Consider the following 19,750-nt stretch of genomic DNA (forward strand, 5'->3'; position numbering starts at 1 on the left):
GCAACGAAGTCGTGCGGCTAATCTTGAGTGTTTAGAGATGCCCTAAAGAGCGAAGGCTGGGCAACTATACAGCTTAAATTTATACCTGTCCATGCTAAATCGCGCTCATATGGGCATGACGACAAAAGGGTTTTTCATCGCAATCACCCTCTCGCGCCATTCACGTACGCGGCAGTAAGGGCATGCGCGGGTGATTCAAAAATTTGGCGGCAATGGCCAAATTCAACCAGGCGGCCGACATGGCCCTTGATCCAGAAAAATGCCGCATAGTTAGCGATGCGGCGCGCCTGCGCCAGATTATGGGTAACAATGACGATGGTATAATGTCCGCGCAATCGGCTGATCAGGTCCTCGACCACGCCCGAGGCGATGGGATCAAGTGCGCTGCATGGTTCGTCCATTAGCAGAATCTGAGGGTTCAACGCCAACGCGCGAGCAATGCAAAGCCGCTGCTGCTGGCCGCCTGACAGACCCAGCGCGGAAGCATTCAACCGATCGCGCACTTCATCCCATAACCCGACATCTTGCAGCACTTGCTCGATAATGATGTCTGTGTCGGCGCGCCGCGTGATGCCATGCTCTTGCAAGGGCAGTTCGATATTGCGATGGATTGAAAGCGGGAACGGTGTGGGTTTCTGGAACACCATGCCAATCTGGCGTCGCAATGCCTGCACACTGACACCGGGACGGTGAATGTCTTTGCCGCCGATGCGAACGCTGCCAGCGGTCCGGCAACCGGGAATCAGGTCAGTAAGCCGATTGATCGACGACAGGAAACTGGTCTTTCCACAGCCGGAAGGACCAATCAGGGCGGTGATGCAGCCACGATAAATATCCAGTGTAATGTTATCCAGCGCGGTCTTGGCACCGTAGCAAAGAGAGAAGTTCTCGACCTGGATCAAAGGCTGCGGGTCACAACATGCCGGCCCCGCCTGTATTGGCCCAAGAGTATAAGTGTTGTTGTCCTGGTCCATTGATCGCACTGATTTCCCAGGCTCTGGCGTATTGGAACCGGAGCTCTTTTTTGGGTTCATTCTGATACCATCTTTCTACGTTGCCAGCCGGCGGCAAGCCGCATGGCAACCACGTTGATGAGCAGCAGCGCAATTATCAGCACCAACGCCGATGCGTGAGCCGGGACGTCGCCACCGGAAACATTCATGGACAAATCGAAGATATGTACCGCCAGTGTGCGCCCTGAATCCAGCAGCGAATCTGGCATGCGGTCGACATAACCGCTAGTAAACAACAGCGCGGCGGTTTCCGCAATGGCGCGCCCGACTCCCAGTAGCAGACCCGCCGCCAGCGCCGGCGCGGCAGCTGGCAATAGCAAATGAAGCAACGTTGCTGTACGCGATATGCCCAACGCCGCGGCGGAGAGGCGATATGCATCGGGCACAGCGCGTAAACCCGCGTCCGCGGTACTGATGAGAATAGGCAAAAGCATGCAGGCCAGGGTGAGGCCGCCAGACAGGATGGAAAATCCCATACCCAGATAAATGCTGAAAAAGGCATTGCCAAACAGGCCAAACACGATGGAAGGCACACCCGCAAGCACCTGTATGCTATAACGTACGGCGAGTCCAAAACTACTGTCAGCGGGTACGTATTCGGCAAGCAGCGCAGCCGTCGCCCATCCGAGCGGCAGCGCCACCATCAGGGCAACCGCCAGGATAAGGACAGTGGAAACCAGAACGGAGCCGATGCCGCCCGCACGGCCGGCATCCCGCGGCGAATCGACAAGAAAATCCCAGGAAAGATGCGCGATACCGCCGCGTACGAGATCACCCGCTATCCACACAAACGTGGCGCAAACCAGAAACGCGACCGAGTAAACAGTCCATTCCACCAGCCGGTCTCGCCGGAAGTGTATTAATTTCCCCGGAACCGTTTCAGACATGGCGGCTCCTCCCCAACCACCCCGCCATTCCCGAGAGGGCCATCACCAGCAGCATTAGCGTCAACCCTGATACGAACAGTGCGGCACGGTGATTATCCATGGCATAGGCCATCTCCAGCGCGATGTTGGCAGCGAGGGTGCGCACCGGGTCGAACAGGCTGCCGGCATGCTGTACGACATTGCCTGTAACCATCAACACGGCCATGGTTTCGCCGATAGCGCGGCCTGCCGCGAGCATTACGCCTGCCACGATGCCGGTTTTTGCACTGGGCAAGGCCACGCCGCGAATGATGCCCCAACGTGATATGCCCAACGCGGCCGCACCGCGCAGGTATTCACCAGGCACGCCCAGCAACGCCGCATGCGCGGTTAGCGCAATGGTGGGCAGGATCATTAGTGTCAGAATCAGGATTCCTGCCAGCAGACTGGCGCCGGGCGGGTGTAACTGATTAATTAGCGGCACCAGTGTGGTAAGTCCCCAAAAACCGAAGACTACGGAGGGAATGCCCGCCAGCAACTCAACCAGTCGCCGGTAAATGCCGGCAGTTCGGGGTGATGCGTAATAAGCGATAAACAGCGCCGAGGCGACGCCAAGCGGCGTCGCCAGCAGCAGCGCCCCGCTCGCGGCAGAGAGCGTCCCCGACAACATTGGCGCAAGGTTGTACATACCTTCAACGGGATGCCACGAAGGGTCGGTGAAAAAGCGCGCGAGCGATATATGCCGCAAGGCTGGCCATGACTCGAACGCCAGGAACAGGAGGATCAGCAGCACGACAGTCGCTGAAAGGCCTGCCGCAGTACGCAGCAGGTAGTGCATGAGCGTATCCATGGATACTGTTTCAGCGGACGCTGATGGGGACGAAATATTGCGCTTTGACCAGATCATGCACCTGCTCCGAGCGAGCAAATTTGATGAAATCCCGGACCAATCCCTTCGGCATCCCCCGCGTTACCAAATTGAGCGGCCGTGACAGCGGAAATGTGCCGTTGCGCACACTCGCTACCGAAGCTGTGATGCTATCGAGCGGCAGCAGTTTGATGGGCGTGCCGTGCCCTGTTTCGTATTCGGCAGTGCCTATCGAAACGTAGCCGATGGCATTCGTGTTGCCGGCCACCGTCTTTATGCCCTGTACGTTGTCACCAATAATCACGTGCGGCCTGATATCGCTATTCTTCAATTTTAAATAACTCAGAAACAGCTCAAGTGTGGAGCGGCCTTCCGCTTTGTTGACGACAGTAATGCGCGCGTCTTGCCCACCCACATCCTTCCAGTTAACGATTTTGCCAGTATAAATGTCGATGATCTGCTGCCGCCTTAGCGCCGCGATCGGGTTGCTCCCATGCAGAATAATTCCGACACCGTCCAGGGCGATCGCGTGCGCATGCAAACCCCGCTCTTCGGGTTTCAAAGCACGCGATACCATACCGATGTCGGCAACTCCATTGCGGACATCGTTAATGCCGCGTGCGGAACCACCAGTCTGCACATCTATCCGCGTGGCGGGATGCAACGACTCGAAGCGCCGGGCGAGCTCGCCGGCCAACGGAGCGATCGTGCTGGCGCCCGTTAAAACCAGTTTTTGTGAAGCCCCATGGCCGGATGGACTCCAGCCGGATCCCAGCAATAAGGCTGTAGCAAACATCACGTAATGCGTTGCCGATAATATTTTCACGCTCTTAGCCTCGCCGCCAGGCATGATATTTTTCCACCCAGTCAAGCAGGCGATATGGCACATGTGCGCGTCGCCATTCACCTGCAGCATATTTATTCGCTTCCGACCAAGTGGGATAGGTATGGATGGTGCCGAGTATCTTGTTCAGGCCAAGCCCATGTTTCATTGCCAGCACGAATTCCGCCAGCAGGTCGCTGGCATGCTCGCCAACGATCGTCACACCCAGAATGCGGTCTTTACCCGGTACGGTGAGCACTTTGACGAAGCCGCGTGCTGCTTCATCAGTCATGGCGCGGTCCAGATCCTCCAGTCCGTAGCGTGTCACCTCGCAGGAGATGCCCCGCTTCTTTGCTTCATCTTCCGATAATCCGACCCGGGCAACTTCGGGGCTGGTAAACGTGGCCCAGGGAATCACCGAATAGTCCACTTTGAAGCGCTTCACGACGCCAAACAGCGCGTTGACCGACGCGTACCAGCCCTGATGCCCGGCAACGTGGGTAAACTGGTATGGTCCAGTTACGTCGCCGCAGGCATAAATATTGGGATACAATGTTTGCAGCCAGTCATCCGTTTCGATAGTGCGTTTTGGCGAAATGCGGACTCCCAATTCCTCCAGGCCAAAACCTTCGATCCGGGCTGTTCTTCCCACCGCGCACAACATGGCGTCGAACGGAAGCGCTTCTTCGATTCCGTCTTCGCCGCGCACAATCAAACGTTGCTTACCGGATTCGCGTTCACAGCGTATGGCGCCGGTTTGCGTCAGCACACGCACGCCATCGGCGCGCAGCGCAGCTTCAACCAATTTCACCGCATCGGCATCCTCTCGCCCCATCAATCCTGTTCTCGCCACTTGCGTAACCTGACAGCCAAGACACGCAAATGCCTGCGCCAGCTCGCAGCCAATGGGCCCGCCACCCAGCACAACGAGCCGTTCGGGACGTTCAGTAAGCGACCAGATAGTGTCGGACGTATAGTAGCGCACCTGCTCCAGTCCCGGAATCGGCGGAATGGTGGGAGAGGCACCGGTGGCTATGACAATCGCGCGGGTGGTCATGGTCTGCCCGTTGACTTCCACCGTCCAGGGTGAGGTAATGCGGGCATTACCATGAATCACCTCCACCCCTAGCTTTGTGTAGCGTTCCTCCGAGTCGTGGGGCGCAACCGCGCTTATGATTCGATGCACACGTGCCATCACATCACTGAAATTGTAATCCACGGTTGCGCGGGTGATGCCCAATTCCGGGGCATGACGCACCTGCCGCAGGAAAGCCGCCGAACGGATCAGGGTCTTGGAGGGCACGCAACCGAAATTGAGACAATCCCCGCCCATCTTGTGGCCTTCGATCAAAGTTACCTTGGCGCGAGTGCTAGCCGCTATATAGGATGTCATCAGGCCCGCCGCGCCGGCGCCAATCACCACGAGATTGCGGTCGAACCGCCTCGGCCTGGACGAACCGGCCCAATGTCCCTGGGCTCTCCTCACCTTGATGCGCTCCAATCCCCACCGTGCCAACCACGGAAATGCAGCCAGTAGAACAAACGATCCGATCAGCGACGGCGATAGAATGCCGGACAGGCTGGTAAGTGCCGCTAACTGGGTCCCGGCATTGACATAAACCACGGTGCCGGCGAGCATGCCTGACAGGCTGACCCAAAAGAAGGTGCTGGTCCGGATGGCGGTGAGTCCCATCAGCAGATTGATGACGAAAAAAGGAAAAACCGGCACCAGGCGCAGGGTGAAGAGATAAAATGCACCGTCACGCTCAATGCCGGCATTGAGCGCCGCCATACGGTCGCCGAAGCGCTGATGTACGACATCACGAAACAAGTAGCGCGCCGTCCAGAAAGCCACGGTTGCGCCGATAGTGGCGGAGATAAGCGCCGCCGGAATACCCGCCCATAGCCCGAAGATAGCCCCGCCGGCTAACGTCATCAGTGTCGCACCCGGCAAGGAAAGCGAAGTGATGACAATATAAATCGCGGCATAGAGGCCAATGCTTCGCACTGGCCGCGTCTGATAGGCTTGTTGCAGTGCGTCTCGGCTGTTCTTGAGCATTTCGAGACTGAGGAAACGTCCAAGATCGAAGGTAAAGAACAATCCGGCCAATAGCACCAGCAATATGAGCAACCACCAATGTCTCATCTCGGATTCGTATAAAAAATCAGAATTTGCGGGCGATGCCAAAGAATCCTTGAACACGTTCCTCGGGAGAAAGCAATGCTATCCAATCATGCGCTTCATTTTGTCGGCTTTATTTCGCTGCAGGTAGCGCCATACTTGAAGCAACTGTAACAACGGTGATGCTTCATACTCACGAATGCCTGCAAGGCTTCGGTAAGCGTTTCTCCAAGGATGTAATCCGGATCATCATCCACGAGGGTACACGCGTAGACCTGCATGCGGCCGCCGCTTTTTGCCACCATTTTGCTAAATGCGCACATAAAGGAGCGGCGCGTCTCCTCGGTCTGAAAGTCGGTCATACAGCGTTTGGTAATGCGGGGCGTTGGCACCTGCACCCCGGGGAGGTGGAATTCGGGGAATTCGACACGGGGCAGGTCCTGGGGTAAGCCGGCAGCGCGGAAAACTTCGGCAAAACGCGCTTCGACCACATCCGGCATGACGTCAGCCAGGAGTTGATTCGCCACCGACACGTGGAATCCCATGTCATGCAACCTCCGCAACCCTTCCAGTGCCTGGGCAAACATGCCTTCGCCGCGCCCGGCGTCATGCCGTGCGGCATCGGGATAATCCAGGCTGACGCGAAAGCTCAGCGCCTGCGGCCGGTCACGTAATGAGTCCAACTGTCTCAGGCGCTTCATGAGCGGTTTGGTTGCATTGGTCAGCACCAGGGAAGGTCGGTGCAGTAACGCATAATCGAGGATACGCACGATGTCCTTGTTGATGAAAGGTTCGCCGCCAGTAAACGAAAATTGCTTGACGCCGAGACTGAGCGCTTCCTCCATCAGCGGCTGAGCGTCGTCAAATCGCAACATTTGCAAGCGATCATCTCCAGGTTTCGAACCTTCGAGACAGAAAGGACAGGCAAGGTTGCAGGCGGTGCCGGTGTGAAACCACAGCTCGTCCAACGCATGCGGCTGGATAAAACCGCCCGGTTCATCGTCCGGGGTATGACGCCAGTGTTGGGAGCGGTTTAGCTTTTCTACACTGATCGGAATCACCTTCATGGGGCTAGCAACATCCACCTGTACGATTGTCCGCGGTGTCGCTGGCGGTGTCGTTATATGGTAGTCCCATGCCGCAGCCGGCGAAAATCCCGTAGTGCCGCTCGAAGTTGCCGTAGAACGTAAAATGCGCCGCGAAGCGGGTATCGTGCAACATGCGCCAAGTGTTGCCACACACGGGGAAATGCTTTCCGGTTTCGATGCGGTGATGCTTGTCGAGTTCAAACAGGTGGGGATGATTGGGTATCGTGCCGCGATAAACCACGGACTGGCCGTAGTCCTCGCAGGCTGGCTCCAGATTATCCAGTTTGAACAACCGGTAGGTAGCGGAGTAGAAACGGATATTCCCGGTACGGACTGCCAGTTCCGCGTTTCCAATAGTAATTCTGCGGTCGGCGATCAGGCGCGGATCGGCAAAACCATGTTTACGAGAAAGCTGCTGGAAATCATTCCAGTAGAGCGCGCCGCTGAGGCATTCACCATATAGTACCGAGTCCCCAGTGAGCGCGACCGGCACGCGCCGGTCGGTATAGACATCGGAAAAATACAGCTCCCCGCCCGGCTTGAGGACACGCCAGGCTTCGCTTAATACAGCCGCTTTGTCCGGGACAAGGTTGAGCACGCAATTGGATACGATGACATCCACGCTGTTGTCGGCCAGGTCGAGCTCGTCCATGCGCTCAATGTAGCCATGCAAAAAAAGTACATTAGCGGCGGCATGGCCAAATGCCTTGCGATGATATTCCTCATGCCGGCGTGCGACCGCGAGTTGTTCTTCGGTCATGTCCACACCGATTACCCTTCCATACTCCCCCACCAGTTTGGATATCACGTAAACGTCGCGTCCTGCCCCGCAGCCCAGATCGAGCACGGTCAAGCCTTCCAGCAATTCGGGCAGCACCAGTCCGCAACCGTAGTAGCGAGTCAACACCTCATTGTGTATCTGCGCCAATATCGGCTTCACATATTCTGGCAAGCCCGCGTCAGTCTTGCAGGCATTGGTCTGAAGATCGAGCGAACTGCTCAGGGTTCCGCCATAGTATTGCTGGACAGTATCATGCATGGTATCGCCTCGTGATGAAAATCAGTTGGTTTTAGAGTAGTAGCGAGCCGCGAGTTTGTCAGGCGGGACACCGCGTGCAAAAGCCAGCGCGAGGTTGCGGTTTATCCAAGTACGCCGCCACCAGCCATCGCGATGCCAGCGCCGTGGATCGACGAAAAGCGGTTCGTGTAAAGCCAGAAATCGTCCTTGGCGGCGCAGTCCGCGCACCAGGGATACCTCCTCGAACAAGGACAAGGGTGAATGGCCGCCGGCCGCGACATAAGCCTGATGCGTCATGAATAACCCCTGGTCGCCATAGGGAACGCCAAACCGGCAGCGAAGTGCGATGGCTGATTCCAGCAGCAATGCTGGCCAGGCGCGCGGAGCATCAAAACAAAAACGGAAATAGCCGCCTACCGCACCTCGCTCGATAGCCAACCGCATTGCGGTTATCGGATCCGGCGGCAAGCGGGAATCGGCATGCAAAAACCATAGAGCGTCACCTTGCGCCAACGCTGCCCCGGCTAGTAGCTGCCTTCCCCGGCAAGGCTCGCCAGCCAGCCAGCGAGCACTATGCCGATGGCAGATGTCGCGGCACGCCTGGTTGTCAGCTCCATCCACCACGACGACCTCCGCCGGTCGAAGCGGCAGGTTTCGCAATTGATCGAGCAAATTCGCCAACCTCGCTTCATCGTGGTAGCAGGGGATGATGACACTAAAACTAGACATGATCCGCTTGCCGTAATTGAACGAGGTCGCAAGCCAGCGCGTGCAATGCGCGCCGCGCCGGGCGGCGGTCCGCCCTCAGGGCTGCGGACAACCGAAAGAAGTCATCCCGTTCGTCCACATCGAAACTCTGGGTCAGCATGGCGACGGACTGCCCGATCGCACGGCAACAGTCGGCAAGCGCAGCACCCAGACGGGCAGTGCTCCATGGCAACGCGCCCAGCATCGGCCACTGGCGGCAGCTGGCCATCAGCACCACGCCGCCATCCTCCGCCGGGATCAGGACGGTATCATGGCGCAGCAAGGCGTCATTCACTGCGTCATAGTCAGCTGCCGCGAGAGCAGGTGCATCACTGCCGATGTAAACCAGCCGTTTCATCCCCGCGTCGCGCAACGCCTGATCCAGCCCATTCAACCGTAGCCCCAGATTGCCCGCCGTTGCTTGCGGCAGTATTCGCACTTTCGGCTGCAACTGCGGTAAAAGAGTGCCGGCCCAGGCACAATCCGAAGGATGCGCCGGAGCGATTACCACTGGGCCGGGCCATTCGCATGCATCTTCCAGCGCACAGGCGAGCAGCGCCTCGGCGATGCGAGTTGCGATTTCCGGCCCCAGGGTAGCGGCTAACCGCTGCTTGCCGATACCCGATGACGGGCGCTTGCATACTAATACCAAGGCGGTCTCAATCATGCCGTGCCTGTTGACTTAGCATATGTAAAACCTGCTTGACGGGAAGCACAAAATCTCATAACGCTTCGTTGCAATGACCTGATCATCTTCGAAACCGTGAAACCATATCGGATCACAGTAATAAAACCCGGGGAACGCTATTTCTTTACATCATAGACAGCATTTGTTCGTGAAGCACGGAAATTTTCGTTAAAACCTGAATCGCCCACCAACTGAATGGGGGAAATACCCGGCTTTTAAGATGCAGGATGTAGACCGGATGAAAGCCGGTATTTTAGGGGGGAGCACGATTGAATTGATCTCGGCGGCCGCCGAGGTGACAGAATGGAGTTGTGTATCGTTCGACCGAGGAGCTACAACGGGTTTCAGCTTTGGCTGAATGGCAGCAAAGAGTTCTACCGCTGCCTGTACCACTGCTCCAGCATCATTAGCACCCAAACCATGGTGCCATGGTAACCCGCATGTTCCCCCAGATGATGCCCAAGTAGCTTGTCAATAAAGTCGCCACGTATGATATTTCGCGACCTGAGGTCACTCAGACTATCCGAAGCCAGGGTCTGCAACGGTTTGTGATGCTGAAGCCATACGCCAAAAGGCAAGCCGAAGCCGTGTTTTTGCTTGGCAATAATCTCTTCCGGCAGAAACCCGCGCAACGCTTCCTTAAAGAAATAACGTAATTTTGTGCCTTTAAGCTTAAGCCGGGGTTCAAGCCGCAAGGAAAAAGCCACGATCTCATCGCTGATAAGGGGAAAAGCGACGTCCATTCCTGCCAACTCACAAGCTTTTGCCACTTTGGGCAAGTCGTTATCGGCAAGCGTAAATTTACGATCAAATGCAAGCATGCGGTTTATCAGGCTGCCGGCATCGGCCTGGTGATAGACTTCATCCAGGAGGGCAGCGGGATGACCGGCATTAACAGTCATCAGGAACTCCCGAGTGAAAACCTCTCCATGGCCGTAACGCTCCAGCAGATTATAGGTTTCGGTACGCGCGGGCATCGCGATTGATGCCTGTTCGATATAACTGCGGGCCTTGCTTATCAAGGGCAAGGAAGCGCCGCCAGGAATGCCAAAAACCAGCGGCTCGATAATACCTTTACGCATTACGGAGGGCATGTGCTCATAAAGAGAGAACAGGTGTTGCTTGGCGTAGCGTACGTTGCCGCCGAATAACTCGTCTCCCCCATCTCCACCCAGCATCCTGCTCAGGCCATCCGCTTTCGCCATGCGCGCGCAATAGAAAGCAGGTATGGCGGAAGCGTTCCCAAAAGGCTGATCGAAAATTGCTGCGACCTGGGGAATCGCAGAGACTATGTCATCGGGACTAACATAGTATTCATGATGCCGGGTAGAAAAATGCCGCGCCGCAATGCGCGCGTATTCCATTTCGTCATAACCCGAGGCATCGAAACCGATGGAGTAGGTACGGGCTGGCTGCCCACTTACCTCTCCCAATAGTCCCGCTATCGTCGAGCTGTCGGTTCCGCCGCTGAGAAAAGCGCCAACCTCCTCGCCTCCGATTGCTTCCCGCACGCTTGAATGCAATACATCCAGAAAATCGTGCTTAAGTTCCGGGAAGGAACGCACCTCGTGTTCCACGAATCGCATTTCCCAATATCTGCGGGTCTCCGCACGTCCCCTCCGATAGATCAAGTATTCGCCAGGCAGAAGACGTTTCTGGCCCTGATAAATCGTATCCGGGCCGGGCACCATATGAAAATAGACATAGTTGTATAAGCTCTGCGGGGCGATCTCGGGCCTTGTCCGCGGGTGCAAAATGATGGCATCGGCCGATGAGCCAAAAACGAGACCCTCTCCCGATATCTGAAAGGAAAGCGGGTGAATGCCCATACGGTCAATTGCCAAAATGGCCTCATTGCTCCCTTCATCCAGAATGCAAAGGGAAAATGCACCGGTCAGGTTCGCGAAGATTTTCTCACCGCTCTCCCGCCAGTGGTCGGCCAGCGTTTTTGCCACGCCTTCTGCCCGCGCAAGCTGGGACAGGCGAGGCTCCCTAAAGCCGGCTCGCCCCCACAGCGCCACGAGCAACCCATCTTTTTGATAAAAATGTCTGCTATCGTCATTTGCCGAAATCGCCAAGGCACTGTTCCATCCAGCCAGCGACTGAATCTCGCCACCATCAAAACGAGCAAGCGGTCCAGCCATGCGTTGGACAAGCTGCAAATTCTCGGGGACGGAAGTGCCCACGCCTATCCATCCGCACAAACCGCTCAAAACAGCTCCTTCGTTTTACCAGACATGAATATCCTATTATTTTTGCCAAATAACTATCTGACCCAAATGCATGGCCCTGGGATGCGCATGGGCAGCACCAGTAAACGGATGTTCCGTTTACTAAACCAGCACTTCAATGGGGGGAGGATGACTGAGGAATGCGGTCGGGCTCGCCGTGAAGCCGTAGGCGCCGGACTGAAAGACAACTATCAAGTCCCCCGCCTCGGCCTTGCTCATTTCCATCTGGTCTGCCAGCAGATCCAGCGGAGTGCAGAGCGGCCCCACTACCGAAACAATTTCCCTGTCGTTGCCATGGACCTTGTTACCGACAACGACAGGATAATTTTTACGGATTACCTGGCCAAAATTTCCGGAAGCGGCGAGATGATGATGCAGGCCGCCATCCGTCACCAGGAACACCTGCCCCCTCGACTTCTTACGCTCCAGCACCCGGCACACATAGATCCCGGCCTCAGCTATCAAATACCGGCCAAGTTCGATTACCAACCGCGCCTCGGGGAGTTCCCGCTTTGCTTCAGGTAACAGGCGCTGCAAGTTTTGACCCACAGCTGCCATATCCAAAGCCTCGTCACCTGGAAAATAAGGAACTCCGAAGCCGCCGCCGATATTCAGCAAGCGAACCGCGCCAGGTGCATAGCGAGCAAGGGAGATGCCAAGTCGCAGCGTTTTTTCATGGGACTCCTGGATGGCCGCTACCTTCAGGTTCTGAGAACCGCTGAAGATGTGGAATCCCTCAAAATCGAGTCCCAGTTTACCGATCCGGTTAAGCATGGCGGGAACGCGCTCGGCATCCACCCCAAACTGCTTTGGTCCTCCGCCCATTTTCATGCCGGAGGATTTGAGCTCGAAATCAGGGTTGACTCTAACCGCCACTTTCGGACGGATGCCAAGGTGAGTACCCAGACTGGCGATACGTTCCATTTCCTGCTCGGATTCCATGTTCAGGACAATCCCGGCGGCAATTGCGCAGGAGAGTTCATCATCGCCTTTTCCCGGCCCGGCGAAGCTGACCAGTCCCGCGGGCATTGGCGTGTCGAGGGCAATCCTCATTTCGCCTCCTGACGCCACATCGATTCCATCCACCAAGCCGGACAGGTGCTGCACGACCGCAGGCATCGGATTCGCTTTCATGGCATAGTGAAGGTGGACCTCGGTTGGCAGATGCTGGCGCAGAAAGGCAACCCGCTCGGTTATCTGCTGCCGGTCGTATGCATAGAACGGTGTTCTGCCTACCCGTTGCGCCAGTCGCATGAGGGACAAACCGCCAATCTGGAGGCAGTTGTCCTGAATCGGAAATTGAATCATGGAAGCATGCTTGGGGCGTGTATTGCTCATGCGCTCCCTTCCGGGAAGGTATTTTGCAACTCCTGGGCGAGCAGTTTACGGTCAATCTTGCCATTGGGATTGCGCGGCAAATTGCCTTCCCTGAACTCGATCCGGCTGGGCAGCATGAAAGCCGGGAGATGGAGCTTGCATGCTGCCAGCAATGCATCATGATCAACCCTCGCGCATTCCCGCGGCGTTACGATCACGACGATGGCCTGACCCAATACCGGATGAGGTATTCCGATGGCGGCGGCTTCTCCCACCAGTGCCGTGGCATAAATCACTTCTTCGACTTCGGTGGGACTGACACGATAACCCGATGTCTTGATCATTTCATCGCGGCGGCCGATAAAATACAGGAAGCCTTCTTCATCCATGCGCACCGTATCCCCCGACCACACCGCCATTTCCGGTATGGTTAACCCGGGCTGGCGGGAAGGAACGGGTTTAAAACGTTCCGCCGTTTTTTCCCGGTCATTCCAGTACCCCATGGAAACCAGCGCCCCGCGATGCACCAGCTCTCCCGGCTCGCCGACTGCGCAGAGTGAGCCATCTTCCCGCAACACCAGCACTTCGGCATTGGGGATGGCCTTGCCTATGGAGTCAGGGCGGTCGTTCACTTGCTCCGGTGGTAAAAAGGTCGAGCGAAACGCTTCGGTGAGACCATACATCAGAAATATCCTGGTGTTGGAAAATGTACTGCGCAGCAAATCGAGAGTCGCCCGAGGCATTGCCCCACCGGAATTTGTAATATAACGCAATGAAATATTTCCTGGCCATTTCAACTGCGCCAGTTGAATCCACAGGGGAGGCACAGCGGCAAGACCGGTAATGCTCTCCTTCTCCACGGTATCGATGATATCCCGCGGCAGCAGATAATTCATCAGGACGCCCGTGGCCCCAACATGAAAGGCCGTGGTAAGTTGGCTGAGTCCGTAGTCAAAACTCAGCGGCAATACCGACAAAATCCGGTCATCGGGTCTGTTTTCCAAGTATTGCGCAACGCTTGTCGCTCCCGCGACCAGGTTGCGGTGGGAAAGGACCACGCCCTTTGGCTTCCCGGTGCTGCCGGATGTGTACAGGATCGCGGCCATATCGCTGTCGATACTATGGTGCGCGGTGACGCGTTCCCTCTTGGAAAGGGCGTTGTCCCAACTGATGACATTCAGGCCGGAAATGACCGGCAGAGTCTCAGCCGGGTTGACCACCATCACCGTATGCAGATCATGGCACTGCGGCAGAACCGCTATCAGTAATTTCAACCGGTCGGCTGAAGTCACCAAGATCCTAACATTGCAATCGCGCAAAATATAGGCCACTTGTTCTGACTTGAGAATAGGATTGACAGGTACGAACACGCCCCCGGCGGTTGTGGCGCCAAACAGGGCTGTAACCGCCTCCGCCCGCTTTTCCAGATAAACCGCGACGCGCTCACTCCGGTCAAGCCCTAAAGCAAGCATGGCCGTCCCTACTGACTCGATCTCCTCCGCCAAGGCAGCGTAGGAGATTCGATTTCCCTGATACACCAACGCGTCCTTGTCTGAAAAACGATCAGCGGAGGTGAAAATGAGCTTATGAATAAGATCTGACACGAAATACTACCTATTAAATAGTCATCAGGGATGAATAAGCCGGTCGCCGGAAAGCATCTTATTTTAGCCCATGCCGATTCATTAGATCATAAATTGTAGGACGGCTTACGCCCAGTAACTCAGCTGCCTTCACAACATTCCCGTCTACTCGCGCCAGCGCTTTCATCAAGGCATCACATTCCGCTTTATCCCGTATCTGCCGGAGGTTAATGGGTTCCGCCGAAGCAGTTGAAGCTTGTAGCCCGAGGTCTTCCGCGGTGATAAGGGGACCATCCGCCATGATAACGGCGCGCTTGATACAGTTCTCCATTTCTCGTACATTGCCCGGCCAGGAATGATTTTCAATCGCAGAGAGCGCCTCCTGAGTAAAATTCAGCGAGGAACGCCGTTCCTGGACGGAGAATTTGTTCTTGAAGTGATGTGCCAGGAGCGCAGCGTCGCCCGCCCGCTCTCGCAGGGGGGGAATGGTGATCACGATTTCGCTCAGGCGATAATAAAGGTCTTCACGAAAACGTCCTTCCTCGATCAGTTTTTTCAGATTCTGGTGTGTTGCACATACGATGCGCACATCCACTGGGATCTCCCTTCGGCCCCCGATTCTTTCAATTACCCTTTCCTGCAAGAAGCGAAGAAGTTTCGCCTGTAGCGGCATCGGCAAATCACCCACCTCATCAAGGAAAAAAGTTCCCTCATCGGCGAGTTCAATCTTGCCCAGAGTCTGTTTTGCCGCTCCAGTATACGCTCCCTTCTCGTAGCCAAATAACTCGCTCTCTAAAAGCGATTCGGGAATCGCTGCGCAGTTGATTGCCATAAAGCGCTTCCCTTGCCTGGCGCTCGATTGATGGAGAGTTCTTGCCAGAATTTCCTTACCTGTACCACTCTCGCCAAGCAGTATTACCGTCGCGTCTGATGGGGCGACTTTCTCTACGCTACGGCATACCTTGATCAGTCCGGGGTCACGCGTGACAATTCCGCTAACGAGCGAGGGGGCCTGGGTTTGCAATAGCCGGCGGTTCTCCTGCTGCAATGCATGCAGGTAAAATGCTCTCTCCACCACTAAGCCCAGCATCTCCGGATCAAAAGGCTTTTGATGAAAATCGTAGGCCCCCATATCGATCGCCTTTAACGCGTTCCCATGGTCCTGGTTGCCCGTAAGAACGATCAACTTGGTATCCGGTGCGAGCTCAAGTATCTGTTCCAAGGTGGCCAGACCTTCCGAAGCGCCATCTGGATCAGGTGGAAGCCCCAGATCCATAGTGATGACCGCCGGCTCATGCCGCCTGACCAGGGTCAGTGCGCTTTCACGGTCCCGTGCCACCAATACTTCATAAGCGTCAAAGCTCCAGCGCAACTGTTTCTGCAACCCGGGGTCGTCTTCGATGATTAGCAGATTTTTTTTATCCTGACTCACTTGCATTCCCTTTTCTTGGCTTACTTGGATATGGATTAATCCGGATTAACTTAGCCTGAACGATTTCAACCTCAGGTAACAGCTTCAACAGCACGGTCACTTTGATAAAGAGGCAGGATTACACGAAAAATCGTCCCGTCCGCCTCGCTACTGGTAACCTCCAGTTCCCCGCCTAGTTCACACACATATTCCCTGCTTTCAAACACGCCTATCCCCATACCTGCCGATTTGGTTGTTTCGAAAGGCTTGAATAGCCTCTCACGGATAAACTCTTCGCTCATGCCGTGCCCGGTATCCTTGATTTCCACTATTGCGAAACCTTTCTCTCCTTCCAGCCGGACGCGGACCTGCCCGTCTCGGGAGGTCGCCTCTATCGCATTCTGAATGAGGTGGCCCATGACACGCTCGAGACGCGACGAATTGGCATATACAGCGAGGCCTGGGTCCAATATTTCGAGGATTGGCCTTGGTTCGACAACGGATTTACTCTTTACCGCCTCCTGTAATAACTGGGCTATGAAAATGGGAGCTGGCTTTTCCGATGCATCACCACCGCTTAATTTCTCTAAAAGTCGTTTCATCTTTTGAACGGAGAGATACACTGTTTCAACCATGTCCCGCTGAAAATCCGGATTCTTTTTATGCTTTTCTGCGTTGGAAAGCAAGAGCGATAACTGGGATACCAGGTTTTTCAAGTCATGCACGACAAAGGTTGACATGCGGTTAAATGATTCAAACTGGCGCGCCACCAGAAGCGCGTTGGCCGCTTCATATTGCGCAAGGTAACTTGCCGCCTGGTTACCAGCCACTTTAAGCAGATCACTCACCTCCCAATTCAGCTTTACTTTGCTTCTGGGCTGCGCCAGCACCGCAAAACCAAATAACTTCCGGTGCTGAATCAGCGGTACCACCAGCCAGGCTTTGGGGATGGCTTGCAACCATTGGGGCAGCGTGACCGCTGAGTATTTTTCGGGATTTGCCGCATATTCCTGCAGATCTATTACCCATTCCTTATGCTCCAGGAACTTGCAAAAGGGGCTGTTAACGGCTTCAAACCCAGCCGCCGAAGGCATGTTCCAATGTGCTACAGGTTCGCAGTTACCCGATTCCCGGCTAATCCACAGATGCCCGCCGGGGCTCTCCACCAGTTGCGCCAAAGCCTGAATGACGCGCTCTCCCAAGCCGTGCTCCCCCTCTGAAAGTGAAAGGGTACGCGTAAAACGCAGCCATTCTTCGCGATAGTCATAGTTGTAGCTAAAGAAATGCTTACTGATAGAGACTCTGAGCCAAGAGCGCAAAGTACCAGAGAACAGCATGGCCAATAAAAGGACCACGGCACCGAACAGGAAAGTCACCTGCATGACCGTGCCCCAGCTTCCGCCAAAAAAACGGAGATAGTAGCCGGCGGCAGCCATCGTCAGTAAATACATGGCGGCACCGAACAAGGCGGCCGAATAGAAGAGAATATGGCGCGATACAGTGATACCCAACGACCATTGAGGATTACGCGCGGCTGACACGGCAATAAGCGGAATAATCAACGCATTAATTATCCCGCGTGCCGTCCAGATCTCCGGGTTTATGTGCCTGAGGAGAAGGGCGTCACTGTATAGGTAGAAATCATAAGCAAAGATTCCACCTATACCAAGGCAGGCGAATTTTATTCCCCAGCGCTGCTTGATTGGCGTGTTCCTGTAAAGCTGCTCCACCAAAACCATGCCAACGATTGCCATTGCCAGGCTTCCGACAATGCTATTCATAAAATCCGTGGTTTTACGGGCCAAAAAGTCGAGATTCCCGTGCGCATGGACGGCAACGGCAAGGCATGCAATGTACAGCATCGCGATAGCCACTACGGCCGGCCTGACTCTTAGTGCCGAAGACGAGCCGTCACGGTAAGGCCCCAGCAACATTATGAGAAAAGCGGACCAACCTGCATTTCTGAGGATTTCCAGAACATCCGTGAGGAGCGAGAGGTGAGAGGCCTGAGTAGCCTGATAAGCAAGCGTTGCTGCCCAAAGTGCGGATAACAGGCAAGCGACGGGTAGCACTACTCCGTGCAGACGGCCCCGCCAACTCGTCAACAAAAATACGGTTAAAAGACAATGCGCGACGGCGGCCATGGTGTAGCTGGCTGTCGCGATGCTTGTCAGCATGGCGTGCGGCAGCGCCCGGAGGTCATCTCCCGCCCTTGCCTAGCACAACGACTTCGACAGTATCGATCAGGATAATGACGTCAAGGAACAAACTGTGGTTCTTCACATAGTACAAATCATATTGAAGCTTTTCGATGGCATCCTCCAGCGAGGCGCCATAGCCGTAACGAACTTGCGCCCATCCGGTTATTCCCGGCTTGATGCTGTGCCTCACGTTATAATAAGGAACCTCCATGCAAAGCTGGTTGACAAAATAGGGCCTTTCCGGACGGGGACCGACAAAACTCATTTCTCCATTCAGGACATTGAATATTTGAGGAAGCTCGTCAATTCTCAACTTCCGGATAATCCTGCCTACGCGGGTTGTCCGAGGATCGTCCGCCGCCGCCCACGTGGGCTTTCCGCCTATCTCGGCATCACTTCTCATACTGCGGAACTTTAGGACCGTAAAAGTTTTTCCTCCTTTTCCTACTCTTTCCTGCTTATAAAAAATTGGGGCGCCGTCCTCGATAAGAATACAGAGCGCCGTTATAAGCATGACGGGGAACGTAGCAACCAGAAGAATTCCGCTCGCGGCCAGGTCAAAAACTCGCTTGATGCTCGATCGGAGAAGACTTTGATCGAAACCTCCGCCAAAAACCAACCAGCTGGGATAAAGGGAGTTCACCCTGATCTGGCCTCGTTCACGCTCGAAAAATGCTGCCGAATCGGTCACTTTTATCCCGTTCAGCTTGCATTCCAGCAAATCCTGAATGGGAAAACAACCGCCCCGTCGTTCCTGGATTGCGATAATGATTTCTCCCGCGCCATACCGGTTAACCAGCGACATTAGAGATTCCACCTTTGGCAGGACGGCTGAAGATGGGACATGAAGTTCCTCATCCGGCAATGGGACGAAACCGATGATCTTGAATCCTCCATGGCGAGGCGCGTTTTTTGCCTGATCAATGAATTCCTTTGCCTTGCCCCCTATCCCTAGAACGATGGCCTGGGACTCCAGAATTCCCAGGCTGGACCAGTTAAGAAAAGCTGCTCGTGTCAGAAGGATCCCCAGCAGAGCGAAAAGCATCGCTAGCCCTAAGATGCCCCGACCCGAATACAGATCAGGCAGGACATAAAAAATCAGTGTCATGATTCCGAATCCGAGCATCATGGAGGGCATCAGACGGTATAAGGTATCTTTAATATCCGGCCGGGATTCCAGCTGATACATTCCCATCGCCGCCATGCTCAGGACCATGACAAAAGTGAAGGTGGCGGCGACCGGGAACAAAGACGGGAGAGAGAAAGGAAGCGGCTCGGCAAAACGAAGACCCACTCCAAGATAAAACACGACCATCAACACAAATACTTCCACGCCAATAAGCAAGAGCTTGGTTCTGGAAATGTAATGATTAGAAATACGAAGCAATTTTGGTCCCTCAAAGTGCCTCTAAGCGATACGACTTCGCCGCCTGTTCTTCTTGTTGCCGAGCCCCAAATCAAACGTCCGCCGCCCGACCTGTGAATATCGGCGCATGCATAAGGTCTTTCTTGATAATGCCCACTGCCCTCGATTCAGAAATCTATGCATCCTGCTAATATGGCCGATGCATTGATGAATTCTCAAAAAGAATAATTGAAGGCACACTATGGGTTATACAATCTGAGCGCTTTTGTCCCTTGATGGGGATGATTTAACCGCGGTAAACGTAGCTGACGGGCCCACGGGTTAAGCTATACAGCGATACAGCGCTCTCAAATGTTACGCCGGTATCAGTTACAGCGTGCGGAACTTTGATTTCCTGATAAAGTCGCT

Annotated in this window: 15 protein-coding genes; all 15 read right to left on the reverse strand. The window is 55.1% G+C overall.

What is annotated here, in order from left to right; translation table 11 throughout:
• Positions 1-143: 143 nt before the first annotated feature.
• Positions 144-902 (reverse strand): phosphate ABC transporter ATP-binding protein, encoded by a 759-nt coding sequence (locus BLP45_RS11160; RefSeq protein ID WP_218117992.1) that lies wholly within the window; start codon positions 900-902, stop codon positions 144-146.
• A gap of 128 nt (positions 903-1,030) precedes the next feature.
• A complete protein-coding gene (gene pstA / locus BLP45_RS11165) occupies positions 1,031-1,900 on the reverse strand; it encodes a phosphate ABC transporter permease PstA (RefSeq protein ID WP_090372564.1) in 870 nt (289 codons plus the stop codon).
• Positions 1,893-2,786 carry a phosphate ABC transporter permease subunit PstC gene (pstC, locus tag BLP45_RS11170; RefSeq protein ID WP_256327794.1) on the reverse strand — a complete coding sequence of 298 codons (894 nt, stop codon included), beginning with the start codon at positions 2,784-2,786 and terminating at the stop codon, positions 1,893-1,895. Before pstC ends, pstA begins: the two co-directional genes overlap by 8 nt.
• Positions 2,740-3,573 (reverse strand): phosphate ABC transporter substrate-binding protein, encoded by an 834-nt coding sequence (locus tag BLP45_RS11175; RefSeq protein ID WP_256327795.1) that lies wholly within the window; start codon positions 3,571-3,573, stop codon positions 2,740-2,742. Before BLP45_RS11175 ends, pstC begins: the two co-directional genes overlap by 47 nt.
• Positions 3,574-3,577: 4 nt before the next feature.
• Positions 3,578-5,716, reverse strand: coding sequence for an FAD-dependent oxidoreductase (locus BLP45_RS11180; protein ID WP_090372640.1), 2,139 nt, complete (start codon positions 5,714-5,716; stop codon positions 3,578-3,580).
• A 95-nt stretch (positions 5,717-5,811) separates the two neighbouring features.
• Positions 5,812-6,759: a radical SAM protein gene (locus BLP45_RS11185; protein WP_090372566.1), complete on the reverse strand. Its 948-nt coding sequence runs from the start codon at positions 6,757-6,759 to the stop codon at positions 5,812-5,814.
• Positions 6,760-6,763: 4 nt separating this feature from the next.
• Complete coding sequence (locus tag BLP45_RS11190; protein ID WP_090372567.1) at positions 6,764-7,819, reverse strand: methyltransferase domain-containing protein; 1,056 nt, start codon at positions 7,817-7,819, stop codon at positions 6,764-6,766.
• A gap of 21 nt (positions 7,820-7,840) precedes the next feature.
• On the reverse strand, positions 7,841-8,527 hold the full coding sequence (locus BLP45_RS11195; RefSeq protein ID WP_090372568.1) for a TIGR04283 family arsenosugar biosynthesis glycosyltransferase: 687 nt from the start codon (positions 8,525-8,527) through the stop codon (positions 7,841-7,843).
• Positions 8,520-9,212, reverse strand: coding sequence for a TIGR04282 family arsenosugar biosynthesis glycosyltransferase (locus tag BLP45_RS11200; protein WP_090372569.1), 693 nt, complete (start codon positions 9,210-9,212; stop codon positions 8,520-8,522). The genes BLP45_RS11195 and BLP45_RS11200 overlap by 8 nt, the downstream gene beginning before the upstream one ends.
• Positions 9,213-9,607: 395 nt before the next feature.
• A complete protein-coding gene (locus tag BLP45_RS11205) occupies positions 9,608-11,446 on the reverse strand; it encodes an asparagine synthetase B family protein (protein WP_090372570.1) in 1,839 nt (612 codons plus the stop codon).
• Between the two features lie 120 nt (positions 11,447-11,566).
• Positions 11,567-12,802 carry a pyridoxal-dependent decarboxylase, exosortase A system-associated gene (locus BLP45_RS11210; protein ID WP_090372571.1) on the reverse strand — a complete coding sequence of 412 codons (1,236 nt, stop codon included), beginning with the start codon at positions 12,800-12,802 and terminating at the stop codon, positions 11,567-11,569.
• Positions 12,799-14,385 (reverse strand): acyl-CoA ligase (AMP-forming), exosortase A system-associated, encoded by a 1,587-nt coding sequence (locus BLP45_RS11215; RefSeq protein ID WP_090372572.1) that lies wholly within the window; start codon positions 14,383-14,385, stop codon positions 12,799-12,801. Before BLP45_RS11215 ends, BLP45_RS11210 begins: the two co-directional genes overlap by 4 nt.
• A gap of 58 nt (positions 14,386-14,443) precedes the next feature.
• Positions 14,444-15,796, reverse strand: coding sequence for a PEP-CTERM-box response regulator transcription factor (prsR, locus tag BLP45_RS11220; protein WP_090372641.1), 1,353 nt, complete (start codon positions 15,794-15,796; stop codon positions 14,444-14,446).
• A 71-nt stretch (positions 15,797-15,867) separates the two neighbouring features.
• Positions 15,868-17,952, reverse strand: a complete 2,085-nt coding sequence (gene prsK / locus BLP45_RS11225; protein ID WP_090372573.1) for an XrtA/PEP-CTERM system histidine kinase PrsK — start codon at positions 17,950-17,952, stop codon at positions 15,868-15,870.
• A 22-nt stretch (positions 17,953-17,974) separates the two neighbouring features.
• Entirely contained in the window at positions 17,975-19,363 is a 1,389-nt protein-coding gene (locus BLP45_RS11230; RefSeq protein WP_090372574.1) for a TIGR03013 family XrtA/PEP-CTERM system glycosyltransferase, read from the reverse strand.
• Positions 19,364-19,750 lie beyond the last annotated feature (387 nt).

This window comes from Nitrosospira sp. Nl5 (assembly GCF_900102495.1).
Lineage (GTDB): Bacteria > Pseudomonadota > Gammaproteobacteria > Burkholderiales > Nitrosomonadaceae > Nitrosospira.

Bases quoted from the DNA above. Each gene is read 5' to 3' on its own strand.
- BLP45_RS11210 (WP_090372571.1), bottom strand. From the start codon at position 12,802: ATGAGCAATACACGCCCCAAGCATGCTTCCATGATTCAATTTCCGATT.
- BLP45_RS11195 (WP_090372568.1), bottom strand. From the start codon at position 8,527: ATGTCTAGTTTTAGTGTCATCATCCCCTGCTACCACGATGAAGCGAGG.
- pstC (WP_256327794.1), bottom strand. From the start codon at position 2,786: ATGATCTGGTCAAAGCGCAATATTTCGTCCCCATCAGCGTCCGCTGAA.
- BLP45_RS11185 (WP_090372566.1), bottom strand. From the start codon at position 6,759: ATGAAGGTGATTCCGATCAGTGTAGAAAAGCTAAACCGCTCCCAACAC.
- BLP45_RS11190 (WP_090372567.1), bottom strand. From the start codon at position 7,819: ATGCATGATACTGTCCAGCAATACTATGGCGGAACCCTGAGCAGTTCG.
- BLP45_RS11180 (WP_090372640.1), bottom strand. From the start codon at position 5,716: ATGAGACATTGGTGGTTGCTCATATTGCTGGTGCTATTGGCCGGATTG.
- prsK (WP_090372573.1), bottom strand. From the start codon at position 17,952: ATGCTGACAAGCATCGCGACAGCCAGCTACACCATGGCCGCCGTCGCG.
- pstA (WP_090372564.1), bottom strand. From the start codon at position 1,900: ATGTCTGAAACGGTTCCGGGGAAATTAATACACTTCCGGCGAGACCGG.
- BLP45_RS11200 (WP_090372569.1), bottom strand. From the start codon at position 9,212: ATGATTGAGACCGCCTTGGTATTAGTATGCAAGCGCCCGTCATCGGGT.